The sequence below is a fragment of the Salinirubellus litoreus genome (genome assembly GCF_037335815.1).
Classification (GTDB): domain Archaea; phylum Halobacteriota; class Halobacteria; order Halobacteriales; family Haloarculaceae; genus Salinirubellus; species Salinirubellus litoreus.
On the sequence record NZ_CP147841.1, the window covers coordinates 671229 to 691998 of the forward strand.

A 20770-nucleotide genomic window follows, 5' to 3' on the forward strand; every position below is an offset into this window, starting at 1 on the left:
CGCGCGGAACGCGCTGTACCGGAGAGTATGGCCCGATTTCCGTAAAACGATTTCGATACGGCGGCCCCGCCGAATCGAGTGACGACGGCGCGCTGTCACGCGTCGACACGGCACGCCTGCCCCGAACGCCGACGGAGCGCCGGTCGTTCGAAGCGCGGGGTCAGTCCGTGCTCGGGGCCGACCCCTCGTCACTCGAACGCACGGGACCCGAATCAATCCCGGATCCGGTCGGGCCCAGGTCCGGCTCCGGCGGGGCGGCCCCGACCAGTCGGCCGAACAGCCGGACCGGGAGCGGTCGTTCCTTCCAGGCGAGCCACCGTCTTAGCGCCCGATTCCGCCGACGGAGCGCCGACAGGTCCCCGTCCGCGTTCGACTCGGCTCGCTCGAGTTCCCGGGCGAGCCGGTCGTGCTCGTGTTCGAGGGTCTGTCGGCGCGCGCGCTCGCGGTGGAGCCGGTCGCGGAGCGTCTCGGTGCGTTCGTCGTGTGCGTCGTCCTCGTCCGCTTCCTCGTTCCCGGTCCGCGGGGCGGGCTCCCCCTCGCCGAGCAGGACGGCGTTGACGACGGCGGCGAGCAGGAGCACCAGCCCGCTGGCGTAGAGCCAGAGCAACAGCAGGAGCACCGCCCCGAGGATCCCCGAGGAGTCACCCCGGCTCGAGAACTGGATGTAGAGCTGGAAGACGAACTGGAGGGCCATCCAGCTGACGGCGGCGAACACCGCCCCCGGGACGGCGTCGACCCACCCGAGATCCGCGTCGGGGAAGTACCGGTACATCGGGAGGAACACGACCGCGAGCCCCGTGACCAGCACGGCGAGGCTGAGCACCCGCGAGAGGGGCCCGCCGTACGCCCCGAACACGACCATCGCGCCGACCATCCCGACGATTCCGATGCCGACCGCGACGAGGACGATCAGCCCGTCGCGGATCTGGTCGACGAAGGAGTTCACCGCGTCGGTCTCGTAGATCTCCGAGAACGCCTTGTCGAGCCCGCGGAAGATCTTCAGCGACCCCCAGAGCAGCGTGACGAGCCCGACGATCGAGGCGCTGGCACCCCCGACGCCGTTCTCCGCGGTTATCGCGTTACTCACCAGATCCTGCGCGGCGTTCGGGAGGACACCCTCGGTGAGTTCGACCACGCGCTGGGCGAGCTGCTCGTCACCCACGATCGTCACGGCGATGAACAGCAGAACGAGCAGCGGGATCAGGGACGCGAACGCCTGGTAGGCGAGGCTCGCGGCCATGAAGGGAACGTCGTCCTCGCGTACTTGCTCGACGACGGACTTCGCCACCCGCTTCGGGCTGTCGCGGACCGTCCGGAGTTCGGCGGAGAGGTCACTCACTACGGGAACGAGGAACCGGGGACCGCATAGAGGCTCGGCGAGCAGTTGCAAGTCGCAGGGGTCGAAGGAGCGAGGTCACAGGAGCGGCCGTGTCACCGACGGCCGTCGATCGTCCTACTCGAGTCGGGGGAGCCGCCCCACGTCCGAGAGCACCGCGCTCGCCGTCTCCGGGCCGCCGGCCCCGCGTCCGGAGACGTTCACCCGCCCCGCGTGTTCGGTTTCGAGCTGGACGATGTTCAGCGTCCCCGTCACCGCGAGCGTGCCGTGTTCGGGGACCAGCCGAGGGCCGACACGGACGCCCTCCTCGTCGACCTCGCCGACGAGCCGGACCGTCCGACCGTCCTCGGCCGCGAGTTCGAGCGCCGCGCCCGGGATGTCCTCGATCCCCTCGACGTCGGCGTCGTCGAGCGAGTACCCCCCACCGGAGAGCACGTTCGCCAGGATGACGCACTTGAGCGCGGCGTCCGTCCCCTGCACGTCGAAGGAGGGATCGGCCTCAGCGACCCCGAGGTCCTGGGCCTCGGCGAGGACGTGCTCGTAGCCGAGCCCCTCGGCGGCCATCCGCGAGAGCACGAAGTTCGCCGTCCCGTTGAGGACCCCCCTGACGGCGCTCACGCGCTCGGGGCCGAGATCCTCGATGGTGGCGAGCGCGGGAATGGCGCCCGCGACGGTCGCCTCGAATCGGAGGCTGCCCCGCGAGGCCCGCTCCAGTTCGCGCACCTCGTCGTACCGCTCGGCGACGGGGCCCTTGTTCGCGAGGACGACGTGGCGGTCGCGCTCCAGTGCGGTGCGGACGTGCGAGAACCCGGGCTCGGCGTCGTCGAGCGTCGTCGGTGTCGCCTCGACGAGGACGTCGTAGTCGGCGGAGAGTGCCGCCTCGTGGTCCGCCTCCCCGACGCTACCCGTCTCGGCCTTCCGGGAGAGCGCCGCCGCCACGTCGATCCCGGCGGAGTCGATGACAGCCCCCGAGGAGTCGGCGAACGCCGTCACCGTGTGCCCGTACTCGCCTGCGAGTTCGGCGACGTTCTCGCCGACCGCGCCCGCGCCGAGGACGGCGAGGCGCATCAGGCCTCACCCCCGTCGGTCAGCGGCTCGATGACGCGCAGGTCCTTCTCGGCGGCGATCTCGCGGACGGTCTCCAGCGCCCGCCCGCGGCCCTCCGAGGAGGCGACCAGTCGGAGCCTGGCCGCCGACTCCTCGGCCGTGCCATCTGGCGCGCTCAGCGAGACGTCCGCGACCGACGCGCCGCCGCACTCCTCGACGCGAGAGAGCGTATCCGAGAGGTCCGTCTCGACGAGGTGGCCCACCAGCACCACCGCGAGCTCCTCGCCGTACCGGTCCGCGCCGGCGCGGATGACGTTCACGCCGGCGTCGCGCAGCGCCTCGACGATGACCTCGAACCGCTCGGGGGTCGCCTCCAGGTCGACCTCGACCGGGATGTGCCCCCGCGGGGTGACGTTCCCCCGCTCGTGAAAGATCGACAGGAGGTTCCCGCCGTTCTCGGCCACCGGTTCGAGCGCCCGGAGCAGTTCGCCCGGCTCGTCGACCAGTTCGAGGCGGACCGTGTAGGCACGCACCTCGTCGCTCACGGCCGTCCCCCTCGCGTTCCGTCGCGTCGGTCCATTACCCCGAGTGACGCCCGACCCCGTATAAGAGTCACGGGCTCGGTCCGCGGACACTGGGAGTGGGGGCCAGGGACCGTGGGAGGCCCGTTCGCGCCGCCACACCACGACCCGCGAGCGCCACCGTTCCGCCGGGGTCGGAACTTTATATCCGGGCGACGAGGCCCGGCCATGACCGACCCGGCCTGGGAACCCACGGGCTACTACGCCGAGCGGAGCAACCTCGCCCGGTTCGTCGAGGAGTACGGCTACGAGGAGTACGACGACCTGATCCCCGGTACCGAGGACGAACTCGCCGACCTCTGGGGGGCGTTCGCCGAGGACACGGGGATCGTCTGGCGCGAGCCCTACGACGAGGTGGTCGACACCTCGGGGGGAGCGGCGTTCGCCGACTGGTTCCCCGGCGGGCGGCTCAACGCCGTCGAGACGGCCCTCGACCAGTGGGCCGAGCGGACGCCCGAGGCCGTGATGTACGCCCGGGAGGACGAGGAGGGGAACGAGGGGAGCGTGAGCTTCGGGGCGATGCGCGAGCGGGTCGACCGGCTGGCGAACGCGCTCGCCGACCACGGCGTCGAGCGGGGCGACGTGGTCGGCATAACGTTCCCGCTGCACCCGAACGCGTTCGCCGCGGCGCTGGCCGCCTGGCGGATCGGCGCGGCGTTCACCATGGTCTTCCCGGGCTACGGCGCGGACGCGATGGGCCACCGGTTCGACGACTCCGGGGCGGAGGTCGTCGTGACCGCCGACGGATACACCAGGGGCGGCGAAGTCAACGATCTCCGCGCGAAGGTCGACGCCGCGATCGAGGACGCCCCCGACGTCGCGGACGTGATCGTCCACGACCACCTCGGGCTGGACGGGGCGTGCGAGGCGGCGGCCGAACGCGACTGGGAGGCGTTCGTCGAGGGGTACGACGCCGAGGCGGAGACCGCGGTGATGGACGCCGACGACGTGGCGTTCATCGCCTACAGCTCCGGAACCACGGGCGAGCCGAAGGGGACGATCCACACCCACGCCTCGACGCTGGTGATGGGGAACAAGGAGTGCCGCTACCACTTCGACCTCTCGCCCGGCGACGCGCTGCTGTGGATCACGGACTTCGGGTGGATCATCACGGCGATCTGGATGCTGGCGGGCGCGCCGGCGCTCGGCGCGACGACCGTCCTGCTCGAAGGGGCCCCCGATCACCCCGACGGCGACCGCGTCTGGCGGGCCATCGAGGAGCACGAGGCGACGGCGTTCGGCATCTCCCCGAGCGGGTCCAGGGGGCTCCGACAGCTGAACGAGGACCCCCGCGCCGACCACGACCTCTCCAGCCTCCGGGTCCTGGGGTCGACCGGCGAGCCCTGGGACGAGGCCGGCTGGCGCTGGCATCAGGGGGTCGTCGGCGGGGGGGAGATCCCGCTCATGAACGCCTCGGGCGGGACCGAGCTGGCGGGGGCGATCCTCTCGCCGACGACGCTGACGCCGCTGAAACCCGGCACGCTGTGGGGTCCCGCGCCGGGCGTGGCCGCGAACGTCTACGACGAGGCCGGCGAGGAGGCAGAGGAGGGCTACCTCGTCGTCGAACTCCCCATTCCGGGGATGACTCACGGCCTGACGGCGGGCGACGACCGATACGTCGAGGAGTACTGGAGCGACTTCGAGGGCGTCTGGAACCAGAACGACTGGGTCGAGATCGACGATGACGGGTTCTGGTACATCACGGGGCGCGCGGACGACACGATGAACGTCGCCGGCCGGCGGGTGACCGCCCCGGAGATCGAGGCCGCCGTCGGCAGCACCCCGGACGTGAGCGAGGCGACGGTCGTGCCCGTCCCGGACGAGGTGAAGGGGCAGGTGCCGGTCGCGTTCGTCACCCTGCTGGAGGGCGCGAAACGGGAGGGGATCGAGGAGGCGGTCCGCGAGCACGTGGCCGAGGAGCTCGGCGCGCCGTTCCGCCCCGCGCGGGTCCACATCGTCCCGGCGCTCCCGCGCACCCAGACCGGGAAGATCCCGAGGGGGGTCATCGAGTCGGTCTACCTCGGGAACCCACCCGGGAACGTCTCGACGCTCGATCGCCCCGAGATCCTGGAGGGGTTCCCGCGCCACGAGGGGTAGACACGGCGGAACGCCAGCCCACGGACTCGCCGACCGTCATGGCACCGTGTGGGTTGCGAACGCAAGCCAGCTGGTTATGCTCCTGACGGTACACCTGTCGACTGCCATGGTTCGTGACCTCCCCGACGAGGACCGTGACCTGCCGCGCGAGTTCCGCGACGAGGACACCGAGAAGCTCGTGGTCGCCCCCGAGGGGAACATCCTCGGGAGCGTCAAGGCGATCGATCAGAACAGCGGCCGGGCGACCGTCGAGCGAACGGACGAGCACGACAGCCTGACCGACGGGATCAAGGAGATGCTCGGCTGGGGTGACGACGACGAGGAGGGCGACCGCGAGATCAGCCACGAGCACGTCGAGGAGTACAAGGACGACGCGATCCACCTCCGCGAGAACTCCTGAGCGGGCCCGGACGGACCGCACGCACCCGTCGGCACCGGCCGGTAGCCGAGGACGCGCGCCGTCTCCCGACCGGGAGAGGGCCGCGTGATCCGATCCCTGACGCGGGTGCCACGGCGGAGGCTATCGAGGCCGCCGGGAGCCGCTCGTAGGTCGGTCGCCATGAGAGGTCCGCCGGACGACGAGCGCCTCATACGGCCGTGTGTAACGATGTACCGGTGATCGCAGAGCCCGGTCGGGCGATCGTCGGTACAGGACTACGCACGACCGTATCAGCCCAGCAGCAGCATCCCCACTTCGGCGAGCAGGAACACCACCACGACCACCAGCACGCCCCAGGCCCACCAGGACTGCCCGCCGCTCCCATCGTCGCCGTCCCCGTCGACGAGTCCGAGGACGTAGACGATCCCGGCGAGCGCGACGACGAGTATCCCGAGGCTGTACACCGTGTTCAGTATGCCCGCCATGTGCTACCAGTTGTCTATGTCGGGTCAAAAGCGTTACTCGGGGACCCGCCCCCGCTACAGCAGGGCGGGACAGGTATACGTCGCCGGCATCCCCAGTACCACCCATGCGACTGGAGCTTCGCGTCTGCAAGCACTGCTACGAGGGCGAGCACGGTAACCCGGAGAAGACCGCGGTCACGGAGGACATGGTACGGTGTGCCCGCCGCGTCCGGGAGTACAAGGACCTCATCGGCCTCGACGCGCTGTACGTGACCATGGTCGAGGAGGGAGACCCCGGCGGGGCCGAGGAGCTCTCGGCCATCGTCGCCCGCATCGAGAACGACCAGATCTCCCTCGCCGACACCCAGCTGGTGATGGAGGACGAGGACGGGAACATGCTCGTCTACCCCGAGCCGAAGGACATCCTCGAAGTGCTCACGCGGAACATCGACCAGATACAGGAGCAGACCAGACAGGACGTCACCGTCGAGCTCTCCGAGGAGGGCGCGGAGCTTCTGACGGCCTGAACGCCGTCCCCCTCGGGATCGGCGGACGACCAACGAGGGCGGAGGGACGGAACCGCCGAACGGAGGAGGGAACGGTGCTCAGTCGTCGCCCTCAATGCTCCCACCGTCGGTAGCGGCCTCCCCCCGGGCGCGCTCTTCGAGCTGGCGCTCCCAGCGCACGCGGAGGACGTTCCCGTACATCGAGAGGACGAGCCCGACGAGCAGCACGAGGATGCCGACGTTTATGCCCACGGTCAGGAGCAGGTTCGTCGGGCCGCCACCGATGGCCAGTTCGCGCGGGACCGGATACCCCTCATCGAAGATGCTTCCGACGAGGACGCTTACGATGCCGATGACGGTGAGCACGCCCATCACGTTCGCCGCCCAGTTCCATGAGGGTGACAGCGTCAGTCGCTCGATGCCGCTGTCCAACTCCCGGTCATCCTCCTCGGAGTGGGATTCGGGGATCATGCTTCGCGGAATGAACGCCTTGGTCTCGACGGGGTAGAACGCGGGGTGGAACCCGTGTTCGAAGATGTGGAACATCACCCCCATCAGCATGATGACTCCGAGCAGGCCGTGGAAGACGACGAACCCCATCGCGGCGGATTTCGTCTGGAAGAACGCGGCGACCCCGGTCTTGCTCCAGATCAGGAGTCCGGAGACGGTGAGCAGGAACAGTTCGACGGTGAAGATGGCCACGACGCCCTTGCCGACGTAGGACAGCAGCGGCACCTCGTCGGCGTCGTATCCGGCGAACTGCTTGGCGTGGGGGTGTCGCTCGTCCGCGCGGCCCAGCATGAACCGGACGTCCTGGACGAACGCCTCGACGTCCTCGGGGGTGGGAAGGGCCTCCCGGATGTTGCCCCGACCGGTGTCGGTGATGAGCGTCAGCACGAGCCAGAAGGTGATGAGCGCGAGGAGGCCCATGCCGGCGAGCCGGTGGACGCCGAGGACACCCGTGTTCCCGCCCATCAGCGCCACCAGCCACCAGAGTTCGTCGTTGAACATGACGGCGTAGCCGGTGAAGAACAGCGCGAACACGTCCAGTGCGAGCAACGAGTGGAAGACCGTCGTAACCCGGGTGAACTTGCCGTGGTCGAGGTTCGTCACCGCTCGTCACCCCCCCTCTTCGCGGCCGCTCCCGACTCGCCACCGTCGGACCTCGCGTCCGACGAGGCTCGCCCCCCCGACTCACCGCCGTCCGAACGAAGGTCGGACGAACCTCGGCTCGCGCCGCTCGCCTCACCGCCGTCGGTCGCGACGCCCGCCCCGCGGCTCTCGCCGGGCGCCCGCATCCGCCCGGCCAGTCGCCGGAACGCCGCCCAGTGGAGGAACACCATGAACAGGATGAACACACCCATGATGGCGTCCGCCGCGTGGGTGAGCGCGACGAGGAAGTCAAGCCACGGGACGGTGTTGCCGACGATCCAGTCGGCGCCGACGCCGCCGCCCTCGACGGTCGGGGCGACGCGGAACAGATCCTCGTAGAAGACGGCGAACCCCGAGGCCCACCAGACCGACAGGATCGAGACGACGACGCCCACGACCGCCGAGACGATCACGGGCACGCGCCCGTATCCAGACGTTTCCGGCATCTCGGTGCTCATCGGAACACCTCGGCCTCGTCACCGAAGACGATGTCCATCGCGACGTCGTTGAAGAAGGTCCCGCTGTCGCGCCGGTCGAGTTCGTCCGCGATCTCGCCGGCGCTCCCGACGAGGATGGCGTCCGTTGAGCACTCCTCGGCACACGCCGGTCCCTTGCCGACGTCCTGGCGCTCCTCGCACATCGTGCACTTGTCCATCGTGCCGCCGCCGCCAAACAGCCGGGCGGCCCCCTCGTCGGACTCGGGGAACTGCGGCGCGCCGAACGGACACGCCGACAGGCAGTACTGGCACCCGACACAGAGGTTGTCCCGGACGTCGACGAACCCGTTGTCCATGCTGATCAGCGAGTCCGTCGGACAGACCGACACGCAGGGCGCGTTCTCACAGTGGTAGCACTGCATCGGGATGCTCGTCTCGCCGGGGGACTCGCCCTGGTCGAGCGCGCGGGCGCTGCTCGTGTTGAGGCCGGCGGCGGCCTCCTGCCCCTCGAGCATCGTCGAGATGCTGATCCGCTGTTCGTCCCGCGGGACGTCCCACGTTCGCTTGCACGCGACGACGCAGCCGCCGCAGTCGATGCACGCCTCGACGTCGGGGAAGATCCGCGTTTCCTCTCCGACGCTCCGGACCCCCTCCCGCATGATTTCCTTGTTAGTTGCCATTTGGTGTCAACTCACTGAACGGTAGTGTTCTCACGGACGTCGAAGTCCTTCTGCCGCCCGATGCCCTCGCGGTCCTGGGGGAACTCGAGGTCCACGTCCATGTTGAGCTCCTCGAGCAGTTCCGTGGTGGCCGGCCGGACGGCCACCATCGAGACCTTCGTCTCCTGCATCTGCGTCTCGACGTCGTACCCTCGCGAGGTGATCGAGTTCACCGAATCACCGATGGCGAAGGGGACGTGTCCGTCTGGATACTTGTCCTCCAGGCTCTCGCCCTGGAAGATCCCCCCCCAGTGGTAGGGGAGGAACACCTCCTGGTCGTTTGGCCGGTCGGTCACCCGGGCCTTGACCAGCACCGACCCGCGGTCGGTCGAGGAGACGACGACGAGGTCGCCGCCGTCGACGCCGAGGTCCTCGGCCATCGCCGGCGTTATCTCGGCGTACATGTGGGGCTGGAGGTCGGCGGTATGGATGTTGTTCCGGGTCTCAGCGCCGCCGCCCTGGTGCTCGACCTGTCTCCCCGTCGTCATGATGGTGTCGAGGTCCGGCCCGGAGTCCCGGTTGTGGATGATGTCCATCGCCCGCTGCTGTTCGACGGCGTTGTTCTGGTTGAGCCGGTAGAAGTTCAGCTGCTGGCCGTTCGCGGGCCACTCCTCGACCAGTTCCGGGTGTGGGCTCTCGATCGGCTCGCGGTGGACAGGCACCTTGTCCAGGAACCCCCAGACGACCGCCCGCGCCCGGCCGCGACCGGTCGGGGCGTCCGGTTGCCTGAAGTCGTACTGCTCGTAGAACGCCGGGTCGATGTCCTGTGTGGCCCCCAGGTAGTCGTCGAGCACCGGGCTGCCGGTGTCCGGGCCGTCGAGCGCCTGTGCGGCGGTGTACACCGACTTGTCGTTGTCGAGCGCGTGTACCTGCGGGATGGTGAGCTCGTCGGGCTGTGTCCGCTGGTTCGGGTCGACGAGACTCAGCGGGGGCACCGTCTTCCAGCCGGGGTACTCCGGGACGCCGTGGATCAGCCCGTCCTCGGCGGTGTCGGTCGGGCTCGCCCACTCCGGACGGTACGGATCTCGGACCAGGCTCAGCGCCTCCGCCTGGCTCTCGTATCGGTCCCCGACCGCGTTCAGCGTCTCCTCGAACGGGTAGTCGTCGTCGGTGGGCATCTCCGCCCACTCCTCGGGAGTCGGGGCCTGCACGCCCCACCGGGTCCGGAAGTCCTGTCCCCCCTCGTTGGGGTCCATGTCGTCGTTCCAGATGATCGGCGTGCCGGGGTGTCCCTCGCCCCAGCAGGGCCAGGGCAGCATCCAGTACTCGCCCGCGACGGGGGTGCCCTCGGCCCCCTGCAAGTCCTCGTGGGAGAACGCCCAGTCGTACTCCATGTGCTGCTGGAGGCGCTCGGGGGTCTGGCGGTAGCCGATGGTGTTCGTCCCGAGATTGAATTCCCGGATGACGTTCTCGTAGCTCGACTTCCCGTTGTAGATCTCCGAGCCCGCTCCCCAGTCGAAGTGCTCGCCGAAGCCCAGCGCGTCGGCCAGCTCCTGCATGATCTGCAGGTCGGGCCTGGAGTTGTGCTTGGGCGGGGCGACCGGCTCGGACCACTGGACCGACCGGTTCGTGTTCGTCAGCGAGCGGTAGTGCTCGTACTGGCTGGAGGCCGGCAACAGCAGTACCGGCGGCCCCTCCTCGTAGTCCGGAAGGACGCTCGCGACCGACGGGAACAGGTCGACCACGACCAGCAGGTCGAGGTTCTCCATCCCCGCCTTCATCTGTCCCATCTCGCTGATGGAGTTCGCCGAGTGCCCCCAGATGAACGCGATCTTCACCTGGTCGGGCTGGTAGATCGGCGTGTCGTGGTACCGGTCCTCCTGGTCGAGGGCGGCCTCGAACCAGCGGGCCACTGTCAGCCCGTTCTGGAACATCATCGAGTTGTCCGCCGGGACGTCCGAGTCGATGTCCTCGACGCCCTCGTGGACCGGGCTCTGCTCGACGAACAGCTCCCCCGGCATCAGGTCGAACCGCTCGTACATGTCCTCGAAGGAGGTGGACCCGCTGGTGTAGGGATTCATGTCCCAGATGTCCGCCCACCAGGACCACCCCCCCGGACTGAGCCCGTAGTAGCCCGGCAGGATGTGGCTCGCCACCGCGAGGTCGGTCGCGCCCTGGACGTTCGCGTGGCCTCGCATCACCTGCAGACCGCCCCCGCTGCGGGCCGCGCTGCCCGAGGCGAGGCTCGTGATCGCGTACGAGCGGATGTTCTGGGTCCCGTTGTTGTGCTGGGTCCCACCCATCGCCCACTCGATCTGGACGTGGGGCCTGTTCTCGTCGATCAGCTCGGCGATCAGCTCGATGTCCTCCTCGGAGACCCACGTGATCTCCGAGACCGTCTCCTTGTCGTACCGGTCGAGTTCGGCGTCGACGTCCTCCCAGCCCTGGACCCGGTCGGCGAGCATGTTCTGGCCGGTGTCGTCCGCGTCCGGGTCCATCGCGAGGCCGTACTCGTCGCGCAGCACCTTGACGACGCCCATCATCAGGGCCACGTCTGTCCCCGGCCGGAACCGGATGAACTCGTCGGCGTGGGCCGAGGTCTTCGTGAACCGCGGGTCGATGCTGAGTATCGTCCCGCCGCGCTTCTGGCCCTCGAGGATGTGCTGCATCGCGATGGGGTGGGCCTCCGCGGGATTCTGCCCGATGATGATGTTCAGGTCGAAGTTGCGGTAGTCCTGGACCGTGTTCGTCATGGCGCCGTACCCCCAGGTGTTCGCCAGCCCCGTGACGGTCGTGGAGTGGCAGATGCGCGCCTGGTGGTCGACGTTGTTCGTCCCCATGAACGCCGCGAGCTTCCGGAAGGCGTAGGACTCCTCGTTGGAGTGGTGTGCGCTCCCGAGCAGCATGACGCTGTCGCGGCTGTGCTCGTCCCAGACCCGCTGTATCTCGCTCGACAGCAGGTCGTACGCCCGACCCCAGGACAGCTTCGACCACTCGCCGTCCCGCTGGATCAGCGGGTGCTTGAGCCGCTTCTCGGAGTGTTCGGTGGCGTAGATGCCGGCGCCCTTCGAGCAGAGCGAGCCGGCGTTGATCGGGTGCTCGTGCCACGGCTCCATGCCCACGAACGCGTCGCCCTTGCGCTCGCCGCGGAACCCGCACCCGACGGAGCAGTAGTTACAGATGGTCTTGGTCAGTTCGCCCTCCGTGTCCGTCCCGTCGACCTCGTCGTCGCCCGACTGGGCGAGTGCCTGGCCCGCCGCGCCGCCGCCGAGCGCAACCGTGCCGGCCAGCGCGCTCGCCTTCATGAACGAGCGCCTGTCGAGGTCGAGGGAGACTGGTTCCGTGCTCATATCTTGGTCGACCCGCCCGTGCGATCAGATAGCACGTATCACGAACGTCGACACTCGTCCTTAATTAATATAATTCATAGATGCCAACACTTCCGGGTGCTGTCATCGACGTAGCGCCCGCTTGGCCGGGCGGATCCCCCAAGGGTCCGGGAAAGGTATTTCCCGTGCTACCAGTAACCACGGACGATGAACGTCGGCGCCTTCGTGTGTTCGTGCGGCGGGTCCTGCGAGGTCGACCTGGAGGGGGTCCGCGACGGGGTCCGCGACGTGGACGTGGTGGCCAGTTCGGAGCTGCTCTGCACCGAGGGTCGGGACGCGATGGCCCACGTCGTCGAGGAGTACGACCTGGACCAGATCATCGCGACCACGCCCGAGCCGTCCTGTCAGCGGCGGGTGCGCGAGCTCGCCGACGAGATGGGGCTCCACCCGGAGGCGACCGCCTTCGTCGACCACCGCGAGGGCGCCTCGTGGGTCCACGCGCCGGACGAGGCGACCGACAAGGTCGCCCGACTCGTCAACGCGACCCACGCCGGCCTGCGGGAGGAGGCGGTCTCCCGGACGGTCACGCGGGAGGCCGGCGACCGCGTCGCGGTGGTGGGCGACGCCGACGCGGCCGCGGCGCTCGCCGACTCCGCGGACGTCCTCCACCTCGCCAACGGCGGGGAGTTCTCCGACGCCGAGGGGCTCGACGACGCGGACCTCCGCCGGGGGCGCGTCGTGGACGTCGACGGCGAGTACGGCGGGTTCGAGCTCACGCTCGAGGCGAACGTCACCGACGACTGCATCGGCTGTATGGAGTGCGTCGTCGAGATGCCCGACCACACCACGGCGCGGCCGGTCGACGTGAGTCCCGAGGCCCCGGCGGGCGACTGGATCGAGTGCTGTCCGACCGACGCCATCGACCTCGAGGGGGTGACCGAGACGGTCGAAGTCGACCAGGTCGTCTTCCCCGGGGCGTCCGCCCCGCGGGGCGGCGTCGTCGGGTTCTACACGGGTCCCGTGGACGCCGGGACGATCGCGGCCGTCGAGAGCCGGCTCGGCGGCGTCGAGAAGTCCGACTTCCTCGACCTCGAGATGGACGTGTGTGCGGCCGGCGACTCGAGCCAGATGGGGTGTAACGTCTGCGTCGAGGCCTGCCCGCACGGTGCCGTCGAGCGACCCGCGGTAGACTCGGTCGAGTTCGACAAGGTGGCCTGTCAGGACTGCGGAGCCTGCACCTCCTCGTGTCCGACGGGGGCGACGATGCTCCGCGAGCCCTCGAACCGGCGTATCGCCCGCGAGGTGGAGGCGCTTTTCGACCCCGAGCTCGGCGAGGGCGGATTCCTCTCGAGGGGCGAGGAGCCGGCCATCGAGAGGGGCGTCGTCGCGTTCGTCTGCTCGGAGTACGCCGCCGACCGCCTCCGCGAGTACGGCCGCCGGGCCGCCCGCGGCGAGGAGGTCGACTACCCGCCGATCCTCCCCGTTCGCGTGAACTGCACCGACACCGTCGGCGAGGCTCACGTGATGCACGCGCTGGCGGCCGGGGGCGACGGCGTGGCCATCGTCGGCTGCGGCGGGGACTGTCTCCACTCCGGGCCGGACCCGAAAGCCGAACTGGCCGAGCGGATGAACCGGGCCACGGCCGACCTCGGCCTGGGCGAGCGGGTCGGGTTCTTCGCGCCCGACCGCGGCGAGCCCGGCCCGTTCGTCGAGGGGCTCTCGCGGTTCTACGTCGAACTCGACGACTCGCCCGTGCCGGCGGGCGAGCACGAGGCGACCGGCGGGATCGCCGACGACCGGCCGAACCCGGCGTTCGACAGCCACGGCTGGACGCTCGAGTCCGTCCGGACGATACTCGAACACGTCACCCCCGAACGGGAGGTGATCCGGGGGCTGAAGGACTTCGGCGTCATGGACGTGAGCGAGGCGTGCACCCTCACGCCCACCTGTTCGAACCTCTGTCCGACCGACGCGGTCCGCCGCACCGAGGCGGGGGACCTGGAGTTCAACCACGAGCTGTGCGTCAACTGCGGGCTCTGCGAGGCGGGCTGTCCGGAGACGGCGATCACGATGGAGACGGGACTGGACCTCTCGCTGCTCCCCGAGAACCGCGACGGCGAGCCCTGGTTGACCGTCCACGAGGGGGAGATGCTCGAGTGCGTGCGCTGTGGCAAGCCGTTCACGAGCGCCGGCTCGGCGGCCAAGGTCGAGGAAGAGGTGGGCGACCTCGTCTCGGGTATCGCGCCCGACGTCGACCACAGCATCTTCGAGTACTGCTCGGACTGCCGGACGGGGCTGCTGTTCGGCGGGGGTGAGGGGCGATGAACGAGGCCGAACTCTACGAGGCGCGCCTCGAACTGATCGACTTCTGCATCGACGTCTTCTGGGACGTCCCCGAGGAGTCGTTCGTCGAGCGGCTGCTCGGCGAGGGGATCGAGACCCCCGAGGAGTCGGTCAACGAGCCGCTCGACGAGGGGTTCGCGCTCCTCCGGGAGTGGCGCGGGGAGAACCGGGACCGCTCGACAGAGGCGGTTCGCGAGGAGCTCAACCGGGAGTACACCGACCTGTTCGTCGGCCCCCGCCCGCCGGTGCTCCCCCACGAGACGTACTACCGCGAGGACGCCGACTTCCTGGGGGAGGGGCTCGCGGACGTGGAGGCCAGCTACGAGGCGGCCGGCTGGAACCCGCCGGATGACTACCCCGAGGAGGCCGACTTCATCGCCGTCGAACTGGCGTTCCTCCGCTACCTCGTCGAGCGCCAGCGGACGGGGGCCGAGGAGGCGTTCGGCTTCGAGCGGGTGTTCCTCGACGAGCACCTGCTCGAGTGGACCGACGCGTTCGTCGAGGAGACCCGCGAGGAGGCCGACCCGGGGCTGTTCCTCGCCGGCGCGCTGATCTTCCAGGGGCTCGTCCGCTTCGAGGACGAACTCGTCGCACAGATGGTGCCCGGAGGGTTCTGACTGCCGACCCCCCGGGCGCTCCCGACGCGCACGGGGAGGCCACCGGCCAGCCTACCGCGCGCGGATGGCGGTTGCCAGCCCGCCGAGGACGACGAGCCCGAGGAGGGCGCCCGCCACGGGGGTGGCGGCGGTGATGGTCCGTTCCATCAGGAAGTAGTGGCCCCAGGTGTTTAGCAGCTCCGCGCCGACCGCGACGGCGCCGACGCCGGCGACGACGACCACCAGCGCGAGGGCGGCGACGAGCGTGGCCGAGCCCAGCCGATCGCCGCCCCGGTCCTGCCCGGGCTCGGGCCCGGCGTCAGTCACCGTCGGTCACCCGCCGGCCGACGACGAGTACGACGAACAGCGGGACGAGTACGAACAGCAGCCGGCTCACGAACACCGCCATGTAGCTGATCGTCGATTCGAGGTGGATCGCCCAGTGCCAGGTGCCCTTCACCTCCGCGATGAGCGCGACGGTCCCGACTACGAGCAGCGAGAGCCCGAGCAGGGCGGTCAGCGCGTACACCGCGACCCGCACGTAGCCGAGGGCGGTGACGGCGTCCAGCCCCCGTTCGGTGTCGCTCTCGACGGCCATCCTCACCCGACCCTCCAGCGCGTCCGGTAGAGGTCCGCGACGACGAGCCCGAAGACGAGGAGACCGACCCCGAGGACGAGGAGCCCCGTCTCGACGGACAGCGGGAGGTCCGGCCCGTTCGCGTGCATGACAACCCCGAGCACGGTCGTGCGGACGGACGGCGGGGAGCGGCTAAACGCTTGCGCTCGCCACACGCGGGGATCGGGAGGAGCCGGCGCGGCCGCCTCGCGGTCGGAACCGGAGGCCGTCGGTCCCCGTGAGAAGCAGGCTTTTGTCCGTTCGGCCCCTGCCCACCCGCCAGATGGTCTCACGACGAGGGGCACTCCGGCGGCTCGCGGCCGTCTCGGGGGCGGCCGGGCTCTCGGGCTGTGCGGGCTTTCTCGCCCGCCGGGCGGAGGTGCCGACCGCCGGCCTGCCGCCGAACCCGCGGGCCGGCGAGCTCCCCCACCGCCAGCACGCCTGGGACGCGGCGCTCGCCCGCGACGCCCACGGCAATCCGATCGCTCCTCGACACCACCGGGTCCTCCTGCTCGACCTGGCCGTCGAGCCCTCCGAATCGGCCGCCCGGACCGTCGAGCGGGCGATGCGCACCCTGGAGGCCGTCCACGACTGGGGGCCGGACGGGCTGTTCCACGGGCTGGCGTGGGGGACCCGCTACTTCGAGCGGATCGGCCGGCTGTCGGCCTCCCCGGTACGGAGCCCGACGGTGCTCTCGCGGACCGACGACCCCGATCTGCTCTCGTTCGACGCGGCGCTGCTGCTCGCCTCCGACGCCGCCTCCACCCTGGGCGCGGTCGAGGCCGCCATGTTCGGCGGGCGCTCCGAACTCGCGGGCGAACCCGTCGAGGACCGGCTCGGCGAGGTCTTCGACGTCGCCGGGCGACGGACCGGGTTCATGGGCGAGGGGCTCCCGGCGGCCCACGCCGACGCCGAGGGGATCCCCGACGACGCGCCGCTCGGCGACGCCCCGATGTTCACGGGCTTCTTCTCCGGGCGACGCAAGACCCAGGCCACCGAGGACCGGGTCACCATCCGGGAGGGCCCCTACGCGGGCGGGACGACCGCACATCTCTCGCACCTCGTCGAGTCGCTCGACGACTGGTGGTCGATGGACGAGGCCGGCCGCACCGCCCGGATGTTCTCCCCGGAGTTCTCCGAGGAGGACGTCGAGTCGTTCACCGACGACGTCCCGTTCAGCGACGCCGTCCGCGAGCACGCACGCGAATCGGGTGTCGTCGGCCACTTCGAGAAGGTCGCGCGGGTCCGCGAGGACGGCCGACCGATCCTCCTCCGCCGGGACTTCAACACGACCGACGGCGGGCGAGCGGGCGTCCACTTCCTCTCGTTCCAGCGGTCGCTCGACGACTTCGAGAAGGCGCGCAAGTCGATGAACGGCTGGTACCTCCGGGACGACCACCCGGCCGTCAGGGACCGGAAGAACAACGGCATCCGCGAGTTCATCTCGGTCGTCTCGCGGGCGAACTTCTACCTGCCGCCACGGGACGAGCGGGCGTTCCCCGGGTAGGCGCCGACCGCGTTACTCCTCGTCGTCGGGTTCCTCGGCCGTGCCGACGCCGAGATCGACCTCCCCGTCGACCTCCCCGGGGTTGAACTCGTGGTTCCCGATCGTGTGGTCTGTGACCCTGTACCCCCTGTACGTGTGGAGGGCCCCCTGCGGGTCCCACTCCATGGGGTGATGTGTCATGTGCTAACGTTTTCTCTCACTGGGCAATAAATCTTCCTCAGGCATCGGGCGGCCGCCCGACTCCCCGTCAGGTGGGGGGTGCGTCCGGCGGCCGCTCCTCGTCGTCGTCGAGGAACACCCGGGTGAACAGGCCGACGTGGAGCTCGAGCACCTCGCTCGGGCCGAGGCCGGTCGCCTCGGACTGGCGCTCGAGGAACGACCGGAGTTCGTCGGTCGGGTGGTGGTGGACGGTCGTCCCGTCGACCTCGAACTCGACCTCGTGGGCACCGGCGACCAGGTTCTCGATCTCGAGGAGCGCCTGCTCGGCCTTCGTCTCCATGGCATCCTCGAACTCCGTCATACGTGCCTCGGCCCACTCGCGGGCCGCCGCCTCGAACCGCTCGTCGACCTCGAAGGAGAGGCGATTCGAGCTCAGAACGACACCCCCTCCTCGCTCTCGAACGCGCGGCTCCACGTCGTCTCCTCCTCGCAGACCGGGCACTCCATCCGGCGGGGGGAGGGGCCACCCGGGTCGAGCCGGACCAGCGCCCCGCACCCCGAACACTCGAACTGGGTCATTCCTCCGGGGGCCACGTGCTCGGGGCGGGCGAGGCCTCGCCGATTTCGCCGTACAGGCCGACCAGCAGCGCGAGGAACACCACCAGGACGCCGAGCCCGACGAGTCCGGAAGCGGCGACCTGCCCGACCGCCTGGCCGCCGCCCGGCGAGAGCGTCCAGAGGGTCTCGATGGCGGCGAAGACGTCGCCCGCCTTCACGACCACCCAGCCGGCGAGCAGGAGGACGAACGCCGTCACGTACCACGACTGCCCGATGGCGGTCCTGAGCGTCATGCGTGCTACTGCGTGACGCGGGGGCAAAAAGGTACGTGACACTCACACCGCACGGTCCGGATCGTCGACGTCCACTCCGCGTGTCGACTGGGCCCGAGTCGGGGGCGGCGGCGGCCGTTCACCCCTCCTCGGCGTCACGGAGTTCCCAGTCCGCGCCCTCGACCGCCTCGGCCAGGGGGACGAACTCCCAGTCGGCCGCCTCGGCGACGTCCTCCTCACCGGGGACGCCGACGACGACCATCCGCTCGGCGTAGAACATCGAGTGGGGACCGATCTCGAGGAGTCGCTCGCCCGGCCCCGTCCCGGAGCCGTTGAAGAAGTCGGCGTCGATGACGTGCTCGCGCTGGAACTTGTTGATGACGTGCGCCGGGACGTCGCCGACGATGCCGATCCAGTCGGCCCACGAGGAGGCGTCGGCCACCGCGGCCGCCGGGTCCGCCAGCCGCCTGGCCGCCCGGTAGGTGAACGCCACCGTCATGTCGTCGACCCCGCCGCCGTGCGGGCCGGTCTCGCCGAGCGTGTCGCGCTCGCCCGCCGCGTCGGGCGCGTCCGCCGACCCGCCCGGACCCCCGCCCGCCTGCGAGCCCGTCCCGGCACCGGCACCGCCGGCCGATTCGGGGACGCCCGCCGGCCGGTCGCGGTTCGACCGCGGGACGTGCGGTACCGCGTCGCCCGCGGCCGGGGGTGACCCATCGTCGCTCCCCTCGGGTCCCTCCTCGGTCGTCCCGTCGGTGGTGTCGGTCCCGGCGTCGGAGGGTGACGTCCCCGCCCGGTCGGCATCGGTCGACGCCTCGTCGCGCTGGCTGTCGTCGCCGTCGCCGGGGGCGTCGTCCTCGCGCCAGAGCCAGTCACCGCGGTTGCCACGCTCCTCCTCTTCCTCCTCTTCGTCGGATGCACCGAGTTCGTCGAGGTCGATTCGGTCCGTCATGGTCGGGTATCCGGGTCGAGGGTCGTCTCGGCGACCGGCGTGTCGTCGTCGACGGTCGCCAGGAGGTCGAGGGCCGCGAGGCGCTCTCGCGAGGGCCGCCCGTCCGCGCCCCAGCCGCGGGCGGTGTAGTAGCACTCGAGGGCCGCCTCGAAGGCGTCGGGGTCGAGGGCGTCCCCTTCGTCGGGTTCGAGCCCCACGGGGAGCGTGTCGTCCGAGCGGTCGAATCCCTCGCGGACGTTGAACAGTCGGACGAGGTTCCAGATCCGCTCGCCGGTGCGCCGGAGGTCGGCGTCGTGCGGGTGGCCGAGCGCGTCGAGCCACTCGATCCCGTGGCCGGCGAGCACCTCGCCGGCGAAGTCGTCGGCGATCAGGCTCCACCGCACCGACCGCGTGTCCTGCGCCTCGACGACGGCCGCGGCGGTTTCGGCGGGTCCCCAGTCCTCGAACACCTCGCGTTCGACCGGACGCGCCCGCCGGTGACAGGCCCCGCGGTCGCTCGTCGCGTACGCCAGCGCCATGCTCGCCGCACCCCGGGGGTCGTAGGACGGCAGCGCCATGTCCTTGACCGTGGGGACGAGTTCCAACCCGCCGAGGCGGTCGGCGGCGACCGAGACGCCGTCGGCGAGCGCGTCACCCAGCGGCGTCGACCGGGCGGCGATCTCCGCCAGTAGCTCGCGGGCACCCTCGGGGTCGTCGAACTCGATGTCGCGGTCGATCACGCCGACCTCGGCGGCGCGTATCGCCCAGGCGACGGCGTTGCCGGCGCTGATGAGGTCGACGCCGAGCCGGTTGCACCGCTCGCCGAGTTCCGCGACGGCGTCGAACGCGTCGAGGCCGAGCCCCGCGCCGAGCGTCATCGCCGTCGCGCCCCGCGGAACCGTCTCGCCGGCCGGCGTCTCGACGCGGAAGTCGCCGGGGCGGTCGCCATCGCCGTCGGTCTCGCGGCCGCTGGCGGCCTCGCGGGCCGCCTCGATACCCACGCCCCCGGTGCCGTCGAAGCCGCGCTCCCGCCAGCCGCGGGCCGCGAGCACGCCCGCCTCGTCCGCGAAGTCGACGGTCTCGAGCGTACCGCTCGCGGCCAGCCACCGGCCCGTGTCGCTCCCGCGGAACGCCTCGGCGTCCCGTTCGCGGAGCGCCGCGAGTCGCTCGCCGAACTCGGGCGGGTCGTCCTCGGCGACGACGGCCTTCAGGCGCTTTGCGCCCATCACCGCCCCGGCCCCCCCACGGCCCGCGTGGTGCTCGGTCCGGTCGGACGCGATGGTGGCGTACGACACCCGGTTCTCGCCGGCGGGACCGATACACGCGACCACCCCGTCGTGGGCCTCACAGGTCTCGGCGGCGTCCTCGCCCCAGGTGTCGGCCGGTTCGATACGAGCCGTCCCACCGGAGAGGGCGAGCCGAACCGGCTCCTCGGCCCGTCCCTGGACGAGGAGGCCGACGTGTGCGCCGAGCGACCCACAGAGCGCCCCGGGGAACCGCCCGCCGCTATACGAGTCGAGGAACGTCCCCGTGAGCGGCGACTTCGTCACCGCGGCGTAGCGTCCGTCCGGGAGCGCCCCCGAGAGCGGGCCGAGCAGGAACAGCAGCCGGTTCTCCGGGGAGAGCGGGTCCACTCCGGGTTCGAGTTCCTCGTAGAGGTAGCGCGCGCCGAGCCCCTTGCCCCCCAGGTAGTTCCGACGCCAGGCGCCGGGGATCGGCTCGCTCTCGACCGTCCCGGCGGAGAGGTCGACGCGGAGCAGCCGGTCGGGCGGGGCGCGTTCCATCCAGTCGGATCAGGTGAGTT

23 protein-coding genes are annotated in these 20770 nt (G+C 70.5%); 6 read left to right on the forward strand and 17 right to left on the reverse strand.

Going from position 1 to position 20770, the window contains the following annotated elements:
* Window positions 1-160 precede the first annotated feature (160 nt).
* From WDJ58_RS03355 to WDJ58_RS03365, 3 genes are all read right to left on the reverse strand, one after another.
* Window positions 161-1339 carry a YihY/virulence factor BrkB family protein gene (locus WDJ58_RS03355; protein WP_338916208.1) on the reverse strand — a complete coding sequence of 393 codons (1179 nt, stop codon included), beginning with the start codon at window positions 1337-1339 and terminating at the stop codon, window positions 161-163.
* A gap of 114 nt (window positions 1340-1453) precedes the next feature.
* Window positions 1454-2404: a homoserine dehydrogenase gene (locus tag WDJ58_RS03360; RefSeq protein ID WP_338916209.1), complete on the reverse strand. Its 951-nt coding sequence runs from the start codon at window positions 2402-2404 to the stop codon at window positions 1454-1456.
* Complete coding sequence (locus WDJ58_RS03365) at window positions 2404-2928, reverse strand: amino acid-binding protein (protein WP_338916210.1); 525 nt, start codon at window positions 2926-2928, stop codon at window positions 2404-2406. The genes WDJ58_RS03360 and WDJ58_RS03365 overlap by 1 nt, the downstream gene beginning before the upstream one ends.
* 204 nt (window positions 2929-3132) lie before the next feature.
* Between WDJ58_RS03365 and WDJ58_RS03370 the strand changes: the two genes are divergently transcribed.
* Together WDJ58_RS03370 and WDJ58_RS03375 are read left to right on the forward strand one after the other, a co-directional pair.
* A complete protein-coding gene (locus WDJ58_RS03370; protein WP_338916211.1) occupies window positions 3133-5061 on the forward strand; it encodes an AMP-binding protein in 1929 nt (642 codons plus the stop codon).
* Window positions 5062-5167: 106 nt separating this feature from the next.
* Window positions 5168-5461 (forward strand): hypothetical protein, encoded by a 294-nt coding sequence (locus WDJ58_RS03375; RefSeq protein ID WP_338916212.1) that lies wholly within the window; start codon window positions 5168-5170, stop codon window positions 5459-5461.
* Window positions 5462-5730: 269 nt separating this feature from the next.
* Here WDJ58_RS03375 and WDJ58_RS03380 read toward each other — a convergent pair whose 3' ends face one another.
* The gene (locus WDJ58_RS03380) at window positions 5731-5925 is read right to left on the reverse strand and encodes a hypothetical protein (RefSeq protein ID WP_338916213.1); all 195 of its coding nucleotides are present in this window, start codon (window positions 5923-5925) and stop codon (window positions 5731-5733) included.
* A 104-nt stretch (window positions 5926-6029) separates the two neighbouring features.
* On the opposite strand from WDJ58_RS03380, the gene WDJ58_RS03385 reads away from it, so the two are divergent.
* On the forward strand, window positions 6030-6431 hold the full coding sequence (locus WDJ58_RS03385; protein ID WP_338916214.1) for a hypothetical protein: 402 nt from the start codon (window positions 6030-6032) through the stop codon (window positions 6429-6431).
* Between the two features lie 78 nt (window positions 6432-6509).
* Here WDJ58_RS03385 and WDJ58_RS03390 read toward each other — a convergent pair whose 3' ends face one another.
* The 4 genes from WDJ58_RS03390 to WDJ58_RS03405 are packed head-to-tail and all read right to left on the reverse strand — an operon-like array spanning window position 6510 to window position 12008.
* Entirely contained in the window at window positions 6510-7523 is a 1014-nt protein-coding gene (locus WDJ58_RS03390; protein ID WP_338916215.1) for a cytochrome b/b6 domain-containing protein, read from the reverse strand.
* On the reverse strand, window positions 7520-8020 hold the full coding sequence (locus WDJ58_RS03395) for a hypothetical protein (RefSeq protein ID WP_338916216.1): 501 nt from the start codon (window positions 8018-8020) through the stop codon (window positions 7520-7522). Before WDJ58_RS03395 ends, WDJ58_RS03390 begins: the two co-directional genes overlap by 4 nt.
* Window positions 8017-8658 carry a 4Fe-4S dicluster domain-containing protein gene (locus WDJ58_RS03400; RefSeq protein WP_380661555.1) on the reverse strand — a complete coding sequence of 214 codons (642 nt, stop codon included), beginning with the start codon at window positions 8656-8658 and terminating at the stop codon, window positions 8017-8019. Before WDJ58_RS03400 ends, WDJ58_RS03395 begins: the two co-directional genes overlap by 4 nt.
* Window positions 8659-8690: 32 nt before the next feature.
* Window positions 8691-12008, reverse strand: a complete 3318-nt coding sequence (locus tag WDJ58_RS03405; RefSeq protein WP_338916218.1) for a formate dehydrogenase subunit alpha — start codon at window positions 12006-12008, stop codon at window positions 8691-8693.
* A gap of 186 nt (window positions 12009-12194) precedes the next feature.
* On the opposite strand from WDJ58_RS03405, the gene WDJ58_RS03410 reads away from it, so the two are divergent.
* Together WDJ58_RS03410 and WDJ58_RS03415 are read left to right on the forward strand one after the other, a co-directional pair.
* Entirely contained in the window at window positions 12195-14312 is a 2118-nt protein-coding gene (locus tag WDJ58_RS03410; RefSeq protein WP_338916219.1) for a hydrogenase iron-sulfur subunit, read from the forward strand.
* A complete protein-coding gene (locus WDJ58_RS03415) occupies window positions 14309-14947 on the forward strand; it encodes a TorD/DmsD family molecular chaperone (RefSeq protein WP_338916220.1) in 639 nt (212 codons plus the stop codon). The genes WDJ58_RS03410 and WDJ58_RS03415 overlap by 4 nt, the downstream gene beginning before the upstream one ends.
* A 51-nt stretch (window positions 14948-14998) precedes the next feature.
* On the opposite strand, the gene WDJ58_RS03420 is transcribed toward WDJ58_RS03415, so the two are convergent.
* The 3 genes from WDJ58_RS03420 to WDJ58_RS03430 are packed head-to-tail and all read right to left on the reverse strand — an operon-like array spanning window position 14999 to window position 15667.
* Window positions 14999-15253 (reverse strand): hypothetical protein, encoded by a 255-nt coding sequence (locus WDJ58_RS03420; protein WP_338916221.1) that lies wholly within the window; start codon window positions 15251-15253, stop codon window positions 14999-15001.
* A complete protein-coding gene (locus tag WDJ58_RS03425; RefSeq protein WP_338916222.1) occupies window positions 15246-15524 on the reverse strand; it encodes a hypothetical protein in 279 nt (92 codons plus the stop codon). Before WDJ58_RS03425 ends, WDJ58_RS03420 begins: the two co-directional genes overlap by 8 nt.
* A 2-nt stretch (window positions 15525-15526) precedes the next feature.
* Window positions 15527-15667: a hypothetical protein gene (locus tag WDJ58_RS03430; protein WP_338916223.1), complete on the reverse strand. Its 141-nt coding sequence runs from the start codon at window positions 15665-15667 to the stop codon at window positions 15527-15529.
* Between the two features lie 158 nt (window positions 15668-15825).
* Between WDJ58_RS03430 and WDJ58_RS03435 the strand changes: the two genes are divergently transcribed.
* A complete protein-coding gene (locus WDJ58_RS03435; RefSeq protein WP_338916224.1) occupies window positions 15826-17049 on the forward strand; it encodes a DUF7405 family protein in 1224 nt (407 codons plus the stop codon).
* Between the two features lie 12 nt (window positions 17050-17061).
* Here the strand turns inward: WDJ58_RS03435 and WDJ58_RS03440 are convergent, their stop codons facing one another.
* The 6 genes from WDJ58_RS03440 to WDJ58_RS03465 all read right to left on the reverse strand — a co-directional run bounded on the left by WDJ58_RS03440 (window position 17062) and on the right by WDJ58_RS03465 (window position 20750).
* Entirely contained in the window at window positions 17062-17229 is a 168-nt protein-coding gene (locus WDJ58_RS03440; RefSeq protein WP_338916225.1) for a hypothetical protein, read from the reverse strand.
* A gap of 67 nt (window positions 17230-17296) precedes the next feature.
* Window positions 17297-17683 (reverse strand): hypothetical protein, encoded by a 387-nt coding sequence (locus WDJ58_RS03445; protein ID WP_338916226.1) that lies wholly within the window; start codon window positions 17681-17683, stop codon window positions 17297-17299.
* Window positions 17641-17787 carry a hypothetical protein gene (locus tag WDJ58_RS03450; RefSeq protein ID WP_338916227.1) on the reverse strand — a complete coding sequence of 49 codons (147 nt, stop codon included), beginning with the start codon at window positions 17785-17787 and terminating at the stop codon, window positions 17641-17643. Before WDJ58_RS03450 ends, WDJ58_RS03445 begins: the two co-directional genes overlap by 43 nt.
* A complete protein-coding gene (locus tag WDJ58_RS03455) occupies window positions 17784-18059 on the reverse strand; it encodes a hypothetical protein (RefSeq protein WP_338916228.1) in 276 nt (91 codons plus the stop codon). The genes WDJ58_RS03450 and WDJ58_RS03455 overlap by 4 nt, the downstream gene beginning before the upstream one ends.
* A 118-nt stretch (window positions 18060-18177) precedes the next feature.
* Complete coding sequence (locus WDJ58_RS03460; RefSeq protein ID WP_338916229.1) at window positions 18178-18987, reverse strand: DUF7124 domain-containing protein; 810 nt, start codon at window positions 18985-18987, stop codon at window positions 18178-18180.
* Entirely contained in the window at window positions 18984-20750 is a 1767-nt protein-coding gene (locus WDJ58_RS03465; protein ID WP_338916230.1) for an aldehyde ferredoxin oxidoreductase family protein, read from the reverse strand. The genes WDJ58_RS03460 and WDJ58_RS03465 overlap by 4 nt, the downstream gene beginning before the upstream one ends.
* Between the last annotated feature and the right edge of the window lie 20 nt (window positions 20751-20770).

Excerpts from the sequence above, each read along its gene's own strand:
- WDJ58_RS03360 (WP_338916209.1), bottom strand. The coding sequence starts at position 2,404 with ATGCGCCTCGCCGTCCTCGGCGCGGGCGCGGTCGGCGAGAACGTCGCC.
- WDJ58_RS03370 (WP_338916211.1), top strand. The coding sequence starts at position 3,133 with ATGACCGACCCGGCCTGGGAACCCACGGGCTACTACGCCGAGCGGAGC.
- WDJ58_RS03375 (WP_338916212.1), top strand. The coding sequence starts at position 5,168 with ATGGTTCGTGACCTCCCCGACGAGGACCGTGACCTGCCGCGCGAGTTC.
- WDJ58_RS03380 (WP_338916213.1), bottom strand. The coding sequence starts at position 5,925 with ATGGCGGGCATACTGAACACGGTGTACAGCCTCGGGATACTCGTCGTC.
- WDJ58_RS03385 (WP_338916214.1), top strand. The coding sequence starts at position 6,030 with ATGCGACTGGAGCTTCGCGTCTGCAAGCACTGCTACGAGGGCGAGCAC.
- WDJ58_RS03395 (WP_338916216.1), bottom strand. The coding sequence starts at position 8,020 with ATGAGCACCGAGATGCCGGAAACGTCTGGATACGGGCGCGTGCCCGTG.
- WDJ58_RS03400 (WP_380661555.1), bottom strand. The coding sequence starts at position 8,658 with ATGCGGGAGGGGGTCCGGAGCGTCGGAGAGGAAACGCGGATCTTCCCC.
- WDJ58_RS03405 (WP_338916218.1), bottom strand. The coding sequence starts at position 12,008 with ATGAGCACGGAACCAGTCTCCCTCGACCTCGACAGGCGCTCGTTCATG.
- WDJ58_RS03410 (WP_338916219.1), top strand. The coding sequence starts at position 12,195 with ATGAACGTCGGCGCCTTCGTGTGTTCGTGCGGCGGGTCCTGCGAGGTC.
- WDJ58_RS03415 (WP_338916220.1), top strand. The coding sequence starts at position 14,309 with ATGAACGAGGCCGAACTCTACGAGGCGCGCCTCGAACTGATCGACTTC.
- WDJ58_RS03425 (WP_338916222.1), bottom strand. The coding sequence starts at position 15,524 with ATGGCCGTCGAGAGCGACACCGAACGGGGGCTGGACGCCGTCACCGCC.
- WDJ58_RS03435 (WP_338916224.1), top strand. The coding sequence starts at position 15,826 with ATGGTCTCACGACGAGGGGCACTCCGGCGGCTCGCGGCCGTCTCGGGG.
- WDJ58_RS03440 (WP_338916225.1), bottom strand. The coding sequence starts at position 17,229 with ATGACACATCACCCCATGGAGTGGGACCCGCAGGGGGCCCTCCACACG.
- WDJ58_RS03450 (WP_338916227.1), bottom strand. The coding sequence starts at position 17,787 with ATGACCCAGTTCGAGTGTTCGGGGTGCGGGGCGCTGGTCCGGCTCGAC.
- WDJ58_RS03455 (WP_338916228.1), bottom strand. The coding sequence starts at position 18,059 with ATGACGCTCAGGACCGCCATCGGGCAGTCGTGGTACGTGACGGCGTTC.
- WDJ58_RS03460 (WP_338916229.1), bottom strand. The coding sequence starts at position 18,987 with ATGACGGACCGAATCGACCTCGACGAACTCGGTGCATCCGACGAAGAG.
- WDJ58_RS03465 (WP_338916230.1), bottom strand. The coding sequence starts at position 20,750 with ATGGAACGCGCCCCGCCCGACCGGCTGCTCCGCGTCGACCTCTCCGCC.